Annotated in this window: 14 protein-coding genes; all 14 read right to left on the minus strand. The window is 67.3% G+C overall.

The features are described 5' to 3' along the window. Positions 1-16: 16 nt before the first annotated feature. Positions 17-1,942, minus strand: coding sequence for an ATP-dependent zinc metalloprotease FtsH (ftsH, locus tag ACQY4Y_RS17405; RefSeq protein ID WP_428491848.1), 1,926 nt, complete (start codon positions 1,940-1,942; stop codon positions 17-19). A 270-nt stretch (positions 1,943-2,212) separates the two neighbouring features. Next, positions 2,213-3,493 (minus strand): tRNA lysidine(34) synthetase TilS, encoded by a 1,281-nt coding sequence (gene tilS / locus ACQY4Y_RS17410; protein ID WP_428491849.1) that lies wholly within the window; start codon positions 3,491-3,493, stop codon positions 2,213-2,215. 64 nt (positions 3,494-3,557) lie between these two features. Further along, on the minus strand, positions 3,558-4,556 hold the full coding sequence (locus tag ACQY4Y_RS17415; protein ID WP_428491850.1) for a tetratricopeptide repeat protein: 999 nt from the start codon (positions 4,554-4,556) through the stop codon (positions 3,558-3,560). 90 nt (positions 4,557-4,646) lie between these two features. Further along, positions 4,647-5,522, minus strand: a complete 876-nt coding sequence (gene speE / locus ACQY4Y_RS17420) for a polyamine aminopropyltransferase (RefSeq protein ID WP_428491851.1) — start codon at positions 5,520-5,522, stop codon at positions 4,647-4,649. Positions 5,523-5,565: 43 nt separating this feature from the next. Next, positions 5,566-6,030 (minus strand): adenosylmethionine decarboxylase, encoded by a 465-nt coding sequence (gene speD / locus ACQY4Y_RS17425; RefSeq protein ID WP_428491852.1) that lies wholly within the window; start codon positions 6,028-6,030, stop codon positions 5,566-5,568. A 307-nt stretch (positions 6,031-6,337) separates the two neighbouring features. Next, entirely contained in the window at positions 6,338-9,517 is a 3,180-nt protein-coding gene (locus ACQY4Y_RS17430; RefSeq protein WP_428491853.1) for a hypothetical protein, read from the minus strand. Positions 9,518-9,536: 19 nt separating this feature from the next. Then, positions 9,537-10,208 carry a protein phosphatase CheZ gene (locus tag ACQY4Y_RS17435; protein WP_428491854.1) on the minus strand — a complete coding sequence of 224 codons (672 nt, stop codon included), beginning with the start codon at positions 10,206-10,208 and terminating at the stop codon, positions 9,537-9,539. Next, entirely contained in the window at positions 10,195-10,587 is a 393-nt protein-coding gene (locus tag ACQY4Y_RS17440) for a chemotaxis response regulator CheY (RefSeq protein ID WP_428491855.1), read from the minus strand. The genes ACQY4Y_RS17435 and ACQY4Y_RS17440 overlap by 14 nt, the downstream gene beginning before the upstream one ends. Positions 10,588-10,612: 25 nt before the next feature. Next, positions 10,613-11,380, minus strand: a complete 768-nt coding sequence (locus ACQY4Y_RS17445) for a MotE family protein (RefSeq protein ID WP_428491856.1) — start codon at positions 11,378-11,380, stop codon at positions 10,613-10,615. Next, a complete protein-coding gene (locus tag ACQY4Y_RS17450) occupies positions 11,380-11,823 on the minus strand; it encodes a DUF6468 domain-containing protein (RefSeq protein WP_428491857.1) in 444 nt (147 codons plus the stop codon). The genes ACQY4Y_RS17445 and ACQY4Y_RS17450 overlap by 1 nt, the downstream gene beginning before the upstream one ends. Before the next feature lie 27 nt (positions 11,824-11,850). Continuing rightward, the gene (gene fliM / locus ACQY4Y_RS17455) at positions 11,851-12,924 is read right to left on the minus strand and encodes a flagellar motor switch protein FliM (RefSeq protein WP_428491858.1); all 1,074 of its coding nucleotides are present in this window, start codon (positions 12,922-12,924) and stop codon (positions 11,851-11,853) included. Further along, positions 12,921-13,433 carry a flagellar basal body-associated FliL family protein gene (locus tag ACQY4Y_RS17460; RefSeq protein ID WP_428491859.1) on the minus strand — a complete coding sequence of 171 codons (513 nt, stop codon included), beginning with the start codon at positions 13,431-13,433 and terminating at the stop codon, positions 12,921-12,923. Before ACQY4Y_RS17460 ends, fliM begins: the two co-directional genes overlap by 4 nt. Before the next feature lie 128 nt (positions 13,434-13,561). After that, positions 13,562-15,172 (minus strand): trypsin-like peptidase domain-containing protein, encoded by a 1,611-nt coding sequence (locus ACQY4Y_RS17465; protein ID WP_428491860.1) that lies wholly within the window; start codon positions 15,170-15,172, stop codon positions 13,562-13,564. Positions 15,173-15,499: 327 nt separating this feature from the next. Beyond that, positions 15,500-16,447, minus strand: a complete 948-nt coding sequence (locus ACQY4Y_RS17470; RefSeq protein WP_428491861.1) for a zinc-binding dehydrogenase — start codon at positions 16,445-16,447, stop codon at positions 15,500-15,502. Positions 16,448-16,469 lie beyond the last annotated feature (22 nt).

A 16,469-nucleotide genomic window follows, 5' to 3' on the forward strand; every position in this document is an offset into this window, starting at 1 on the left:
CCTCTCGCCGCTTATGTCAACCTGGCTGCGGCGCCGGCGCCGCCCCGCCGGTTGGTGGCGGAGACGCCGGCCGTCCCGCCGTCGGCACCGACGCGCGTCGCGATTCCGGTGCCGGGTCGTCTACCACCTTGCGGATGACCGGCTCGCCCCGCAGCACGGTGCGGATTTCATCACCCGACAGTGTCTCGTGCTCCAACAGGCCACGCGCTAGCCGATGCAGTTCCTCGACATTCTCGGTCAACAGCCGACGGGCCTTGTTGTAGGCGCGATCGATGATGTCCTTGATCTCGCCGTCGATCTCACGCGCCGTCGCTTCCGACACGTTCTTGTTCTGCGTCACCGAGTGCCCCAGGAACACCTCCTGGCTGTTATCGCCATAGGCGATCATGCCCAGCTTGTCCGACATGCCCCACTCGGTGATCATCCGCCGCGCCTGATCGGTCGCCATCTTGATATCGCCGGCCGCGCCGTTGGACACCTTGTCCGGGCCAAAGATGATCTCCTCCGCCGCGCGGCCGCCCATCGCCATGGTCAGCTCCGACAACAGCTTGGACTTCGACTTGGAGTAACGATCACCCTCCGGCAAACTCATCACCAGGCCCAGCGCCCGGCCGCGCGGAATGATCGTCGCCTTATGCACCGGATCGCACTCCGGCTCATGCATCGCGCACAAAGCGTGACCCGACTCATGATAGGCGGTCATCCGCTTTTCCGCCTCCGACATCACCAGCGACCGGCGTTCGGCGCCCATCATCACCTTGTCCTTGGCCGCCTCGAACTCCGCCATTGCGACCACCCGCTTGCCAAGCCTGGCCGCTAGCAGCGCACCTTCGTTGACCAGGTTGGCCAGATCGGCGCCAGAGAACCCAGGCGTGCCGCGCGCGATCACCTTGGGATCCACATCCGACGCCAGCGGCACCTTGCGCATATGCACCCGCAGGATCTTCTCCCGCCCGTTCACGTCCGGGTTCGGCACCACCACTTGGCGGTCAAACCGGCCGGGCCGCAGCAGCGCCGGATCCAGCACGTCCGGGCGGTTGGTCGCGGCGATCAGGATCACGCCTTCGTTCGACTCGAAGCCGTCCATCTCGACCAGCATCTGGTTCAGCGTCTGTTCGCGCTCGTCGTTGCCGCCGCCCAGGCCCGCACCGCGATGCCGCCCGACCGCGTCGATCTCATCGATGAAGATGATGCACGGCGCGTTCTTCTTGCCCTGCTCGAACATGTCGCGCACCCGCGACGCGCCCACGCCCACGAACATCTCGACAAAGTCCGAACCCGAGATGGTGAAGAACGGCACGTTCGCCTCACCGGCGATGGCCCGCGCCAGCAGCGTCTTGCCGGTGCCCGGAGGACCCACCAGCAGCACGCCCTTGGGGATCTTGCCGCCCAGCCGCTGGAACTTCTGCGGGTCCTTCAGGAATTCGACGATTTCCTGCAGCTCGCCCTTGGCCTCATCGATGCCGGCGACATCCTCGAACGTCACCCGACCCTGCTTTTCCGTCAGCATCCGCGCCCGGCTCTTGCCGAAGCCCATCGCCCGGCCGCCACCCGACTGCATCTGGCGCATGAAGAACACCCAGACGCCGATCAGCAGAAGCATCGGGAACCACGACAGCAGATAGTGCAGCAGCGGATTGACATCGCTGTCTTCCGGCTTGGCGATCACCCGCACGTTCTTGTCGGTCAGCGTCTTCACCAGCGCCGGGTCGTCCGGAGTGTAGGTCTGGAACGTCCGCCCATCGTTCAACTGGCCGGACACTGTCCGCCCCTGGATCACCACGTCGCGCACCCGGCCGCCATTCACCTCGGTGATGAAATCCGAGTAGGCGATCTGGGTCGAATTGGTATGGTTCACCCCAGGCTGGAACAGGTTGAATAGCACCACGAGCAGCAGGGCGATGATCACCCACAGCGCGAGGTTGCGGCCGAAATTGCTCATATGACTTTGCTCACGTTCTCAGTCCGCCCCAGGGGTATCATGTTTCGGGCATCGGGTTTCGGGCGTCAGGCACTCCAGGCGAGCTCACGGCCCGACCAACAGGCTTCTACATGGTGTGCAGGACTGATTGCTACATCCCTGCTTTTTCGCGATCGTCCACCAAGCCACCGCGAATGACAACCGGGAAGTGGACCCGGCGGCCGCAAAAGCCATAGCACGATCGCGTTGCAAACATCCCAATCGCGCGGTCAGACAAACAGCAAATCTCGTTCAGCAGGCAACTCCAGCCCGAGCATACGCCGGCGCCGGCACGAAGGCCGCCCCGGCAACCGGCCGGGCAGGCGCGAACCAGATATTCATTCCTGCCCCATGCCCGTCGATCGCATAGCGCAAATGCGGCACCGCGACCAGCGAATTACCGACCCTGACGGCGGGAAGCGTGCGCAGCACAGCGGACGGCAGGTCGGACAGGCGGCGAAATCGCGCCGCATCCGCCCCCAGCTTGCCGACCGTCGCCTGCGGCGGCTGGCCCGTGACACTCACCCGAAACCGCCTGTCCCAGGTGGTTTCCCCTGCAACCGCGACCGCCTGCATCACCGCTTGCTCTTCACGCACGATCAACAGTCCGTCGCCGAACCGGCCCGCCGGCATAATCCGCACCCCAGCCACCGTCGCCGGCCTCGGCTCCGCCGCCAGCTCCGCGACCTGGTCGGCGCTGGCGGCATACCCGGCACCGCCGATCGCCTGCAGCAGGCCGGCCAGCGCCGCCGGCCCGATCCGCCCAGGGCGCAGCAGCGCGAACCCCTCCGGCCGGATCATCGCGCACGCCGCCAGTTCGGCGCCGGCCTCGGCCTCCTCGCGCGCCCGCATCGCGCCCACCGCGGCGATCGCCCCGGCCAGATCGCAGCCACTAGGTCCGCTGCCACTAGGTCCGCTGGCATCGGGTCCGCTGGCGGCCAGCCTCTCGCCCGCCAGGCGATGCCGTAGCCTGGGCCGCGTCGCCCGAGTGTCCTGGTTCGACGGGTCCTCGATCCAGCTGACACCGCGGCCGGCAAGAAAACCTCGCAGCACCGCAGGCTCGATCCCCAGCAGCGGACGCAGCAGGCGCACCCCGGCGATCTCACGCAGCGCTGCCATCCCCGCCAGGCCGTGCGTCCCGCTGCCGCGCAGCACCCGCATCATCACCGTCTCGGCCTGATCCGCCTGATGGTGGCCAAGCAGAAGGTGCAGCACCCCGGCGCCACGGCACGCCTCGGTCAGACTTTGGTAACGCCCGATCCGAGCCCGCTCCGCCAGCGCCGAGCCGTGCGTCAGGCCGGCAAGCCGCAGCGTCCGTGCCTCGATACCCAGGCCGGCAAGCCGCTCGACGGTGATCCGGGCTTCCTCGGCCGAGGCCGGACGCAACCCATGATCGACCACCAGCGCCAGCGCCGATCCGTCGCGCGCACGCGCCCAGTCCGCCGCCAGGATAGCCAGCGCCATGCTATCGGCACCGCCGGAGGCCGCCACCGCCAGGGCAGGGCAGGGCTCGAACGGACCCAGCCGCTCCATCGCCGGCGCGAACGCCTCGATCAGCCCCTGAACGGCGCCGGGAACGGTGCCAGGCGCGTCCGGGCTAATGGCAGCCGGCCTTCTGCGCCGTGGACGCCGCGCCGGCGGCGATGTCGGCCCGCTGCTGCGGGAAATCCGTCCGCAGCCGGGTCAGCGTGTCGCACGCCGCCTTCTTCTCGTTGATCGCCGCCAGCGACCCGGCCAGACCCAGCAGCGCATCCTGCGCGTGGCTGCCCTTGCGCGAACTGTTATAGGCATCGTCGAACGCGATCGCCGCCTGCGCATTCTGCCGCTGCCCCGCCAGCGCCTGGGCCAGCAGCAGCCTGGCGTCATACGCCCGCGGCGACGTGCGGTTGCTCAGCACCTGGCGCGCCGACGCCTCTGCGCGAAGGTAATCGTGCCGCGCCAGGGCGCTGTTGCCGTCCTGCAGTTCCTGTTCCGGCGTGCGCGGACCAGACGGCGGCCGCGGCGCGGTCGGAGGCGGCGTCAGCGTCGCCGTGGCCTGTCCCTGGCTCTGCCCCCGAGCCTGCCCCCGGGGCGACCCCTGGGGCGGGTAATCCGGCGATCCCGTCCCTGGCTGAGCCGCCCGCGGATTGATCTGGAAGGCCAGGTCGTCGATCCGCTTGCCAAGGTCCTCGTTCTGGCGCTGCAACTGGTTCTGCGTCTCGTCGATACGGCCGCGCAACTGACGCACCTGGTCCTCCAGCGTATCCACCCGGGTCAGCAACTGGGCCACAAGGTCACCGCCGCCGCCAAGCTGTTGCGACGGTGGCGCATAACCCGGTGCCCGGTTGCCCGCTCCACGCATCTGATCCTCCGCCGAGCGCAGTTCCTGCCGGAGCTGATAGATCTGGTTCTGCAACGCGATGCCCTCGCGGCTGTCGACCTGCGCATCGACCGGCGTCACTGACGCCGCCAGCAGAAAACTCGCCACGAGTACCCATTGGCAGAGACGCAACGGACACGAAGCGTCCGCGATTCGGTGCATCAATTGGATAGTCAAACCAATGCCGACGTGTCGCGCGTCGCTGATGCGCGACACCAGGGGAACCATCAGACGCATGCCGACTTCCTCAATGTTTATCCGACCGCGCCAACATAGCTCGTGATACGCCGGCGCGGCAGTCCGCCGGGCGCGCCCCAGCGCTGGTCCCTATTCGGACGCCGAACCCAGATGGCGGGCGATATACGGCGGCAGGTTGAACGCGCCGGCATGGATCTCCGGCGTCCAGTATTGCGTCGTCCCGATTATCCCGCCGCTCGCCGCGCGCTGTCGCAAGATTTCCACCGGCGTCGCCGCCAGCGAGGCATCCTTCGCCGCCCATCCCAGCGCCATGAAGCCGCCGACATAGGTCGGCACCGCGGCGACGTAGGCGGTGACGTGCCCGAACGCGCGGCGCCGCCGGACGCTGGTCTCGCGCAATTCATCGGCCTGCATGAACGGCACGCCGCACTGGTTCACGATCACCCCGCGCGAGGTCAGAATACGGGCGCAATTGCGATAGAATGCATCGGTGAACAGCACCTCGCCGACCCCGATCGGATCGGTCGAATCGACGATGATGACATCGAAACAGACATCCGGCGCGCGCCGCACGTAATCGATGCCGTCGCCGATCGCCACCTCGGCCCGCGCATCGCTCCAGGCGCCGCCGGCGATGTCCGGCAGGAACTGTTTTGCCAGCCGGATCACCTCGCCGTCGATTTCCACCATCACCGCCCGCCGCACCGTGGGGTGCTGCAGCACCCGCCGCAGCACCCCACCATCGCCAGCGCCGATGATCAGCACGTCGCGCGCTGCGCCATGCGCCAGCAGTGGCACATGGGTCAGCATCTCCTGATAGACGAACTCGTCCGCCTCGGTGATCTGGATCACCCCGTCCAGCACCATCACCCGCCCATGCGATGCGCTCTCGAACACCACGATGTCCTGGAACGCGCTCCTCACGCGCGCCAGTTCGCGCACCGAGCGGAACCGCTGGCCCCAGTCGGGATACAGCGTTTCGTTGATCCAGCTATCGGTGGACATCGCATTCGCTCCGCGCCGTCATACCCAGCGGCCGCCCGACCGCTCAGGCGATCAGTCCACGCCGCTGCTCACCCAGGTTGACCTGGCTTGGGTCGAACGCCGCCTTCAGCGCGGGAAGCCCATGATAGGGATTGCAGGCACCGCACATGAAGATGTCCACGGCGGCGAAATCCCGCTCCGGCCACGTGTGGATCGAGATATGACTCTCCGCCAGCACTAGCACGCCGCTGACCCCGCCATTTGGCGAGAAGTGATGGAAATGGCCGTGCAGGATGGTCGCACCCGCAGCCTCCGCCGCGTCGCGCAAAGCCCGGTCGATATGATCGGGATCGCACAGGTTCGACGCGCCCCAAAGGTCCACCAGCAGGTGCGTGCCGGCGAATTTGACGCCGTCCTTCTGCACGAAATAGTCCTTCTGGACTTCCGCAGTTGTCCGCTCAGCGTCGGACTGCATCTGGTTGCTGCTCGGAAGTTCCGAGACCATCCCCAGTGGGCTGAGTGCGTTCATCGCGTACCCCTTCCTACCAGTAGACGGCCTGTTGGATAGTACGCGCGAAAACGCGCCCACTGTCCCCTGGGGCCAAGGCTGCGGAACATGATGATTAGGGGGGGTGGGTGCAAGCCTCTTTTTGCCGCCCGCGATGAGAAAACCGCAACCCGCCCCTCCAACCGAACAACCCGCGCAGCGCGATCTAGCCAACCCGCGAAGCGCGAGATCCAGCCGACCCGCGGAGCGCGCTCAGGGAAGCACGCGGGGCGCGAGAACCCCCACCATTGCCGCGTCGGTCAAATCCGCCCGTCGAGGCGCGATCAGTTCACCGTGGCTGCGGGTCGCCCCGCAGCGCCTTCAATCCCGCCGGCAACGATGCCGCCAGGCTGACCTCGCGTTGTGAGCGCTTGATGTCGGCCGTGGTCTTGATCGGTTCGGCGATCAACAGCCGGAACATGTCGGCCAGCGGCCCAGGCCCGATGCGATTGCCATAGTGCCCGCGCAGCTTCGCCAGTTCCGCATCGTCGCCGGCTCGCGCGCTTGCGGTCGCAAGCCGCAGCACGGTCCGCGTCTGCGCCTCGTTCAGCATCCCGCTGTCGGGGACCGTCAGCCCCAGGTTGTCCGACCAGGCCTGCTCCGCGCCCGCCCAGTCCGAGGCGTTCTCCAGGATCTCGGCGCGCGCCTGCGTCGCCGGGCCCGAGCGCAGTCCCGCCAGCATCGCCGCCGCGGCGGACGGATTGCCCAGCCCGGCGACCGATCCGGCCCGCACGATGGTGCGCTGCTCGGCCAGATCAGGCGCCAGGCCGTCGGCCTCGGAGGCATCCAGATCGGCTTTCACCCCGGCATTGTTGCCGTCACGCGCGTCAAGCCTCGCCAGGCTGAGGCCGAAGCGCGCCTTCGCCACATCGGTCTTCGCCGAGTGCAGCAACTTCTCCAGCACCGGTTTGGCCCGTTCCGGAAGGTCCAGCGCCTCCAGCCGATCCGCCAGCAACTTCTGCACCGTCTCGTCCTCGCCGGGACCGGGCAGCAGGTCGGCGTTCTCGTCCACGCTGGCGACGAAATCGATCGCCGGCAGTTGCTGCTCGCCCTCGGCCCGCACCATCGCGGCGAACATCTCTCTCAGCCGCTGATGCACCGGCGCCGCCTGATCCGGAAAATCCGCCTCCGCCTGACGCAGCATCGCCAGCGCGGTGCGCCACTGCCCGGTCTGCCCGCGCAACTCCGCCACCCGCTCGCGCAGCGCCAGTTCGCGACCGTCGCCGCGCCACGCGTAGAGCAACTTGTCGAGCGCATCCGCCGCCGCCGCCTTGTCCAGCTTGCCGGTGGACAGCCGAAGCTCGACGGCGCGCACCGCGGCACGGGCGCGGTCGAACTGATCGTGTCCGTTGCTCAGCGCGTCCAGCATGCTCAGCGCCTGATCGGTGTCGCCCTCGGCCTGGCGCAGCATGGCGCGGGCAAACTCCAGCTTCGGGTCGTCCTTGCGTTGATCGAGCAGCCGTACCGCCGGATCGAGTTGGCCGCCCTTGATCATGGTCTCCAGGATCAGCGGCAGGATGTGGTCCTGAATCACCCTGGGATACTGAAACACCAAAGGAGCGGTTGCCGCCAACACCGCCGCCGCGCCGGGTGAGCCGTCGTCGGCCATCGCCTGGCGGATCGCCCGCCACAGCGAAATCTCGTCGGTGCCGTCCAGCCTGGGGTCATTCAACCCATCGGCGTCCTGCGGCCGCCCGGCCAGCACCGCCGCGATCGCGGTCAGCGCCTCGGTGTCGGCCGAACTGGCCTCCTTGGGGTCTTGCTCCGCCGCCAGATGCAGCAGGCTCTCCGCCTCCGCCGCCATGCCCAGCGACAACAGGCTTTGCGCAGCCAAATGGCGCTTCGGGCCGCGCGCCAGCGGGGCCGCCGCCGCGGCGTCGTTGAGCTGGTCGCGCGCCAGGCGCCGCAGCGCCTCGGTGGGTATGGTGGATAAATTCAGCCGCCGGGTCAGCAGCGCCGCACCCATCAGCGCATCGGTGGCGCTGCTCTGCGGCGACAGCAGCAGTCCATTCGGGCCACCTGTCAGGCTGAAGCCGGTCGGCGTCTGACGCAATACCACCGCGTCGGCCAGCGCCTCGACCGCGACGCCCTGGGTGGTCGGGCGCAGCACGAATTCGGAGCCGCGGCGGATATTGCTGATCGCCTGCCCAGGCCGATGCTGGGTGCCGACCAGAAGCGTCGCCCCGGTATCGGGATCGGCCAGGCTGACAACGTCGCCGGGTTGCTCCGCCGCGAGATCCAGATGCCCACCGGTGAAGGTGGCGAAGATCGGCTGCTGTTTCGCCTCGCCGTTCAGCGCCGCGACCCGCCAGCCGTATGGCAACTGCGTCAGGGCGATCGATTGGCCATGCGCAAGCGGGATGCGGACCAGCGTGCCGTTGGGCAGAAGCTGCACTGAGGCCGCACCGAACGCCGGATCGCCACGCAGCGCGCTCATGTCCACCGGCCGCCTTTCATCGAACACGACATAGGCAGTGTCGCCGCCGCGGAACGCCGCTGCCGCGGTGGTGGCATCGAACGGAATAAGCAACCCCGTACCGTCCATCTCTTTCGGCAGCCTCACCCGCCTGGCCAGCAGCGACAGCGGGCCGTCGCTCTCCGGCATGACATCGCGTCCGGGCGACAATGGTTCGGTTGTCTGCACAACGTTCGGATCAGCGTTGGATTGCCCCGAAGCGGCTTGCCCCGAAGCGGCTTGCCCTGAAGCGGTTCGGCTCGGCACCGTCTGCCCCGGCACGGCATGCCAAGCCGCCCTTTGGCCCGACGTGGTTTGCCCCGAAGCGATCTGAAGCGGCCCGGTTTGCCCTGCGGCCGCTTGCCCCAACCCGGCTGGCCCGGACGCTGCCAGCCCGGACGCTGCCAGCCCGAGTGCGCCCGGCCCGGCCGACGGCGCCCCCGTCCGGCTGGCCAACGAAGATCCCGCCAGCCCTGTCGCCGCCGGCCCCGCCGCCACCGGAGTCCGCCCAACAGCCGCCGCGTTCGCCGCCGCCGCCGATCCGCCAGCCGAACGTCCACCCAGTTCCGGCGACGAGGCCATGCTGAGCGCCGGATGCTCCCCCGCCCGAGGTCCGGCCCAGCCACCCATGACGTCGATGATCACACGCCCGTAAGCCCGCATCGCGTGGACCCTCGCGCCACGCCGCAGGGTCAGTTCCAGCGTCGAACCGTCGGTCACGATATCCACCACATTGGGCGGCGACGCCGGCGGCCGGCCCAGTACGATCCCGTCGGCGAACCGCACCAACACATGATTACCGTCCTGCCGCACCTGATACTCGGTCCGGCCTTTGGTTTCGATCACCACGCGTCCATAGCCGGAATGGGTGAGTGACCACACCGCCGTGCTGCCCGGCAGGGCAGGGGAGGACGCCGCCGGCACCGCCGCCTGGCTCACCGCCGCCGCAAGATTGGTCTCCACCACCAGGACGACGGCGGCCGCCAGCGCGCGCGATGTCCGGGGCCGGGTCATTCGAAACCGGACAGCAACATCATTCGAAACTGGCAAGCAACTTATCGATGTCGGACTGATCCATCGCGTGCGCCGGAAGCTGCGGGCCGTTCAGCAGGTCCGCTTCGGTGGCGATGCGATCCGCCGGACGCGCCGCGGCGCTGATCCCCGAACCGAACGTGCCGACGATCTGTGCCACCTTGCCCTCGATCGTCTTCAGCGTGCTGACCACCTTGGTGATCCGCTGCCCGGTGATGTCCTGGAAGCTGCAGGCTTCATAGATCTTCGTGGTCGCCGCCTGCAGTTTCTCGGCCGAGCAGCCGGTGACCGTGGCCGCGACCTCATCCAGCATCTCGCAACTCTCCAGGATCGCGTCGGTGGCGTGCGCGGTGTGCTCGACGATGGCATCCAGTTCATCGGTGGCGAACGGAATATCGTGGTCGGTGATGTCGTCCACCTTCAGCGCCGCGATCTCGGTCTTGGCGCTGGCGATCATCCGCCCCAGCTCCTCGACTTCGCGCAACAGGGATGACTCCTTCACCGTCAGTTCGTCGCTTATGGTTGTCAGCACGGCGCGCACCACCTCGGTAATCATCTCGGGTTCGGCTTCGGCCTGTTGCCCCCTGATCTCGGTCAGCTTGCGCTTCAGCGCAACGAGGCCGACCGGGCCGGCCTGATCGCCCGACTCGAACCCGGACTCAAGCATGGACATGGCCCAGCACTTTTTCGATCTTGTCCTTCAACGTCTCGGCGTTGAACGGCTTGACGATGTAGTTGGAAACCCCCGCCGCCTTGGCCGCGATCACGTTTTCCGTCTTGCTCTCGGCGGTGATCATGATGAACGGCAGGCTCTTCAGCCGGTTGTCGGCCCGCACCTCCTGCAGCAGCTGCAGACCGGTCATCGGCGCCATGTTCCAGTCGCTGATCACCAGCCCGAAATTGCCGCCGCGCAGCTTGGTCAGCGCATCCGCCCCGTCCGAGGCTTCCTCGACATTGTTGAATTCGATCTGCTTCAACAGGTTGCGGATGATCCGCAGCATCGTCTTGTAATCGTCCACGATCAGCACATTCATCGACTTGTCGATCGCCATTTCACGTCTTCCTTTGCTGTTGCGTTCAACCACCGCTGACCGGGGGCTTCAGACCCGCGACGGGCGCCATCGCCGAGTCACGTCCTCCCGACACACCCGACGCGTCGCGCCCGGTTCGCATCTGCGCCAGCTCCGCGGTCACATCGCGCGCCTTGTCTGGATTCATCGCCGCCATGATCGCGGCCGCCTTGGCGTCCTTCATCCGATCCATCACCTGCAGCAGAACCGGCATTGTCAGGTCGTTGAAGATCGTCGCCGCGTCCCTCGGCTTCATCACTTCGTAAACCTTGACCAGGCCCGCCCAGCCGGCTTCCACCTTGCGCTTCTGTTCGGCATCCAGACCTTCCAGCTTGGTCTGCAGCGCCTGCATCTGGTCCACCCTGGCGCTCAGCGTGCGCTCCGCCGCCGCCAATACCGACTCCCGCGCGTTGATCGCCTGTGCCCGAGCATCGAGCTCCCGGCGGCGCTGGCGAAGCTCTTGCAGCAGCGCCTTCTCACTGTCGCTGACCGGTGGCGGGGCGCCCGAGGGCTCCGCCGAAGGCTGCGGCGCCGCCGCTCGGGTCGCCGCCGCGGCCGCCGCGGCGGCAATTTTCTGCCGCGTCGGGGGTGCCGGCGTGGCGGGCTCCTTGGTTTCATCCGAGCTCGCGGCGTTGGCGCTGGCGACCATGCCGCTGTCCAGCAGCGCGCTGTCGCTGACCGTCGCCTCCAGCAGCACGCCGCACTTCAGCAGCAACACCGCCGCCATCACCGTGATCGTGGTCGGCAACAACCGTGGCGCCGGGACCTTCAGCATCAGCGCGCCAGCCGCAACGCTTGCAGCAGATTGCGCTCGACCTGGCTGCCGCCGCCCGCCGCGCTGGGTTCCGCCGGCTGCACCGCCCGCTGCTGCGCCCCCCGCTCCTGCACAAGCGGCCGGGCGGTCCGCACCAGTCCGTCGAGCCGATCGGCGATCCGCTCGCCGCGTTCGCTCAGGAACGCCAGGTCGTCCTTCAGCGACACCGATTTGCTCAGTTGAGTTTCGATCTGCCGCCCGGCGCTGTCCGCCGCCGCGTGCAGCCGCTGGATGCCTCCCTCGGCCTGCTGCGTGCTGGCGTTGAAGTGCGTCACTAGCGCCTCAAGCGAGGCCCGATCGCGCTTCAGCACACCCAGCGCTCGCTCCAGCCGCATGGCCTGAAAAAGGGTCGCGCCAAGCAGCACGACGAGGACGATTTCCAGGCTCCATTGCATGCCCGTCATGGTGCCTCGCAAACCTTAACAAACGGTTTAAAACCGATCCGGTATCGGCGCCCGCGACAACTCGCGCTCGATCTTGACCGCGACATTGTTGTTCTTCTGCCCCATCTTGCCGTCGAACAGCGTGACTGATCCGCAACGCACCGAAACCTTGCCGCCGGGCGCGGTGTTGAGCAGAAGCTGCTGCCCGGGTTTCAGGTTTATAACGTCCGACAGGCGCATCACGTGCTCGTCCAGCACCACCGACAGCTCCACGTCGGTGGACCACAACTGCTCGGCCAGATGGGTCTCCCAGATCGAATCGCGGCCGAACTTCTCGCCCATGAACTGCTGCAACAGCAGCTCGCGCACCGGTTCCAGCGTGGCGTAAGGCAGCAGCAGCTCCACCCGTCCGCCGCGATCCTCCATGTCGATGCGCAGCCGCGCCAGGATCGCCGCGTTGGACAGCCGGCTGATGGTGGCGAACCGCGGATTGACCTCCAGCCGTTCGAACTTGAAGGTCACCGGGCAGAGCGGGTCGAAGCTGGTGGAAAGGTCCGCCAGCACCACCTGGATCAGCCGCTCCACCAGGGTACGCTCGATCGTGGTGTACGGCCGCCCCTCGATGCGCATCGCCGCGGTGCCGCGACGCCCGCCCAGCAGCACGTCGACGATCGAATAGATCATCGCCGAATCGATCACCATCAGGCCCTGGTTGTCCCACTCCTCGGCCTTGAACACAGCCAGCATGGCGGGCAGCGGAATCGAGTTCAGATAGTCGCCGAACCGCAGCGACAGGATGTTGTCGATGCCGACCTCGACGTTGTCGGAGGTGAAGTTGCGCAGGCTGGTCGACATGATCCGCACCAGCCGGTCGAACACGATCTCCAGCATCGGCAGGCGTTCATAAGACACCAGCCCGGAGCTGATGATCTTCTGCATGCCGGTATGCGCTTCGCCCGACGAGGGGCCATCATCGAACCCAAGCAGGTTGTCGATTTCCGCCTGGTTCAGCTCGCGCGCCGGCTGCACCCCTTCCACCGCCGTGCCATCGCCATCGGCATCCGTCGCCGCCCCCCAGGCAGCGGCGAGTTCTTCCTCGCTCGGCTCGGACGAGCCGCTCATTGGATCAGCATCTGGGTGAAAAGGATGTCGTTGATCTTGGCCGGAGCGACCGCGACGTTGGCCCGCGACAGCAATTCCTCGCGCAGCCGATAGGTGCCGGCGGACCCGCGCAGTTCCTCGGGCCGCATTTCGCGCAGGTAGGTCTGCATCATGTCCTGCAGGCGGGGCAGTGCGGCCTTCACTTTCTCCGCATCCTCCGGCTTCGCCACCTCCACCTTGGCGCCCAGCTTCACGTAGCTGGGCCTGTGGGCGGTGCTGTTGAGGTTGGCGATCAACTCCGGCAACTCGACATAGGTCGGAGGCACCACCTTGGCGGCCTCCTTGTCATGGGCATTGGGCTTACCCATGCCCAGCAGATGCGGCAGGATGCCGGTGAACCACAGCCCCCCACCCACCAGCAGCAGCACCGCCGGCACCGCGATCATGATGATCAGCTTGCGCTTGCCGGCCTTCTTCGGCGGCGCGTTCGCGGCCTCATCGGGCTTGGCTTCGGGCGGGGGGGAACTCATGCCCGCCAGGGTGACAGCAAAGCGTTAATTAAAGGTTGATGAAAGCCGTCAACGCCAGGAGTCAGGCGGAACGCCCCGCGCCCGCCGGTGACCGAGGCACGCCCGCTTCTGACCAGCTCGCCGCCACATCAGCCGCCCCTGGTTGCCACCTGCAGTGCCCTCCAGCGCGGGCCCGGCACGGTGCGCACCTTCGGCAGAACCAGCATCATCACGAACTCGCGCTTGTCGGTCCTGGCCGCGTCGATCCCGGTCTGCACTTGCTCAGGCGTGGCAACCGGCTTGTCCTGCACCCGCAGAATGATGTCGCCATCCACCATGCCCTGCACCGCCGGATCGGTATACGGCGTCACCTTGGTGACCAGCACCCCGTGCAGTCCCTCCTGCAGTCCCATCTTGGCGCTTTGCTCAGCGTCCATCGTCGACAGCGACAGCCCCAGATTGCGCTGGATGACGATCTTCGGCTGAGCCACCTTGGTCGGCGCGTCGTTGGCCTCCCACTGGTTGCGCGGCCATAGTTGCGTGGTTATCGAAACGTTCCGCTCGGCACCGTCTCGCCGCACCAGCAAGGCGATCTTGTCGCCGACCGGAGTCGTGGCCAAATGGCGCAGCAAGCCGCGGTCATCGCTCGGCGCCTGGTTGTCGAAGCGAAGAATAATATCGCCGATCTTCATGCCGGCCTTTTCCGCCGGCCCATCCGGCAACACCCACGACACGATCGAGCTGTTCTGCTGCGCCATCCCCAGCGCCTCGGCGATCCGAGGTGTCACCTGTTGCACCTTGATGCCGATCCAGCTGGGACGGACCCAGCCATAGGTGCGCAACCGGTTGATTACGAAGCGCGCGTCGTTCGACGGCAGCGCGAAGCCCAGGCCGATCGATCCGGTGGTCGGAGAGATGATCGCCGAGTTCACCCCGATCACTTGGCCCTGGGAGTTGAACAGCGGGCCGCCGGAGTTGCCGTGATTGATCGTCGCGTCGGTCTGGATGTAATCATCATACGGCGAGTTCTGGATGTCGCGATCCAGCGCGCTGACGATCCCGGCGCTGACCGACAGGCCGACCCCAAACGGATCGCCCGCGGCAAACACCTCGTCGCCCACCCCGACCATGTCGCTGTTGCCCCAGTGCGCCGCCGGCAACGGCCGCTTCGGATTCACCTTCAACAGCGCCAGATCGGCCAGCCGCGCCGCGCTCAGCGTCTTCGCTGGCAACGTCGTGCCGTCCGAGAAGCTGACGGTGATCTCGAACGCATCCTGCACCACATGATAGTTGGTCACGATCAGCCCAGACGGGTCGATGATGAAGCCGGACCCGCCGTAGCCCTTGATCTCCTGGCTGGAATCGCTGATATCTCCGGATTCCATCGGGTTGGCCGGTATCCCATTCGTGGGCGCCACCTTCGTGGTTGCCCCCGCCGCCCCAGTTCCACCCGCGCCCGCGCCCCCCGCTCCAGTTGCCCCGCCGCCACCCGCCGAACCCGCGGGCGCCCCGGCCATCGCCACCCCGGCGTCAGGATTGTGGGCGATTTCCAGTTTCCTGACCGATATGTTGACCACCGTCGGCAGCAGATTGCGGATCAGCTCCGACCGGCTGGGAGGTGCTCCATCGGCCAGCGCGGACCCCGCCCAACTGGCCGCCAGCATGACCGCCGCGGCCAACAGGGCACGGCGCTGCAAACTTCCGCCAAAAGGTGTGGCCTTGGGCTGCGAAGCACACGTCGCCCGAAACAGCGCTTTCATGGCACATCCTCCGGTTGAGGCATCATACGGCACAGAGTTATCACATATTTGCAACAAACATTAACAACTAGCACGCATCCCGGATCTGGGCAAAATCAAACTACCGCATCCGCTGATCCCCACGCTTGCCAGACGCATGCCTGTGGCGATCGGCCGCCCCATCAAACAGCGATACGTCGTCCCGGCCAATCCGAAATTGGCGCCGGCGCGGGCGTCGCGAAACGCGGTAACACGAAGCCGTGTCAGCGGCACGAAGCGTGTCCCCGGCTCGGTCGATCAACCGCCGCTGGCCGTCGGTCAGGCGAGCAGCGTGAAACTGCCTCGACATCACTCTCGCCCCACCATCAACACCGCCTTGCCCTCGACCTGGCGGTCGCGCAACGGCCCGGTCACCCGCAGGATATCCCGCCAATCGCGCTGCACGCCGATCCGCGGCCGCAGCGACCCATCAGCTACCAGCGACACCAGCAAGCCCAGATCGGGGGCAAATCGCTCCTCCGCCTCGGAGGTGAAATAGCTGAAGCTCTGCAGCCGCGCGTTCGCCGCGCCACGGAAATCGCCGAACCCGATCGAACTCGGCTCACCCGAGGAGTTGCCATACACCACCACGGTGCCCCGCGCCTCGACCAGCGCGATGGCCTTCCTCAGCGATGCCCCACCGGCCGACTCCAGGATCAGCCAGAACCGGCCCGTGGCGTGGTCGATGTCATCGATCACCTCGGCCGCGCCAAGCGCCTGCAATCCGGCACCCCTGTCCGACCCGCGCGCGACCGCGGTGACACGGGCCCCCGATCCGGCCGCGATCTGCACCGCCAGGTTGCCGACACCGCCGGCTGCTCCGGTGATCAGCACCCGCCGGCCTATCAGCGGACCGCCGTGGCGCAGCGTCCGCAGCGCGGTCAGCCCGGCGACCGGCAACGCCGCGGCCGGCGCGAAACCCATCGTCTCCGGCAGCGCCGCCATCCGACGACCCGGCACCACGGCGCGCTCCGCCCATCCCGCCTCGTCCACCAGTCCAACCACCCGGGTCCCGGCGGCCGGTCCGCTGCCGTCCTCGGCCTGGCGCAGCACGATGCCGGCAATGTCCTGGCCCGGCACCCAGCCTTCCTTGTTGCGCGCGAACGAACTCAATTCGCCGCGGTTGAGCGAAAACGCGTGCACCTCGACCAACGCCTCGTCGCGCGCCGGGGCCGGGTCGGTAACCTCGCGCAATTCGATCGGGTCGGGCCGGTTCGGCGTGTTGATCTCCCGGCCATGTCCAAGCCGCTGCCCCAACCGTCAAGCCCCCGGCGACGCC

Source organism: Rhodopila sp. (genome assembly GCF_965277165.1).
Lineage (GTDB): Bacteria > Pseudomonadota > Alphaproteobacteria > Acetobacterales > Acetobacteraceae > Rhodopila.

What these genes read in the sequence shown, in the direction of transcription:
- ACQY4Y_RS17415 (WP_428491850.1), bottom strand. Translation starts at nt 4,556, where the DNA reads ATGCGTCTGATGGTTCCCCTGGTGTCGCGCATCAGCGACGCGCGACAC.
- ACQY4Y_RS17440 (WP_428491855.1), bottom strand. Translation starts at nt 10,587, where the DNA reads ATGGCGATCGACAAGTCGATGAATGTGCTGATCGTGGACGATTACAAG.
- speD (WP_428491852.1), bottom strand. Translation starts at nt 6,030, where the DNA reads ATGAACGCACTCAGCCCACTGGGGATGGTCTCGGAACTTCCGAGCAGC.
- ACQY4Y_RS17465 (WP_428491860.1), bottom strand. Translation starts at nt 15,172, where the DNA reads ATGAAAGCGCTGTTTCGGGCGACGTGTGCTTCGCAGCCCAAGGCCACA.
- ACQY4Y_RS17445 (WP_428491856.1), bottom strand. Translation starts at nt 11,380, where the DNA reads ATGCTGAAGGTCCCGGCGCCACGGTTGTTGCCGACCACGATCACGGTG.
- speE (WP_428491851.1), bottom strand. Translation starts at nt 5,522, where the DNA reads ATGTCCACCGATAGCTGGATCAACGAAACGCTGTATCCCGACTGGGGC.
- fliM (WP_428491858.1), bottom strand. Translation starts at nt 12,924, where the DNA reads ATGAGCGGCTCGTCCGAGCCGAGCGAGGAAGAACTCGCCGCTGCCTGG.
- ACQY4Y_RS17435 (WP_428491854.1), bottom strand. Translation starts at nt 10,208, where the DNA reads ATGTCCATGCTTGAGTCCGGGTTCGAGTCGGGCGATCAGGCCGGCCCG.
- tilS (WP_428491849.1), bottom strand. Translation starts at nt 3,493, where the DNA reads ATGGAGCGGCTGGGTCCGTTCGAGCCCTGCCCTGCCCTGGCGGTGGCG.
- ftsH (WP_428491848.1), bottom strand. Translation starts at nt 1,942, where the DNA reads ATGAGCAATTTCGGCCGCAACCTCGCGCTGTGGGTGATCATCGCCCTG.
- ACQY4Y_RS17460 (WP_428491859.1), bottom strand. Translation starts at nt 13,433, where the DNA reads ATGAGTTCCCCCCCGCCCGAAGCCAAGCCCGATGAGGCCGCGAACGCG.
- ACQY4Y_RS17430 (WP_428491853.1), bottom strand. Translation starts at nt 9,517, where the DNA reads ATGACCCGGCCCCGGACATCGCGCGCGCTGGCGGCCGCCGTCGTCCTG.
- ACQY4Y_RS17450 (WP_428491857.1), bottom strand. Translation starts at nt 11,823, where the DNA reads ATGACGGGCATGCAATGGAGCCTGGAAATCGTCCTCGTCGTGCTGCTT.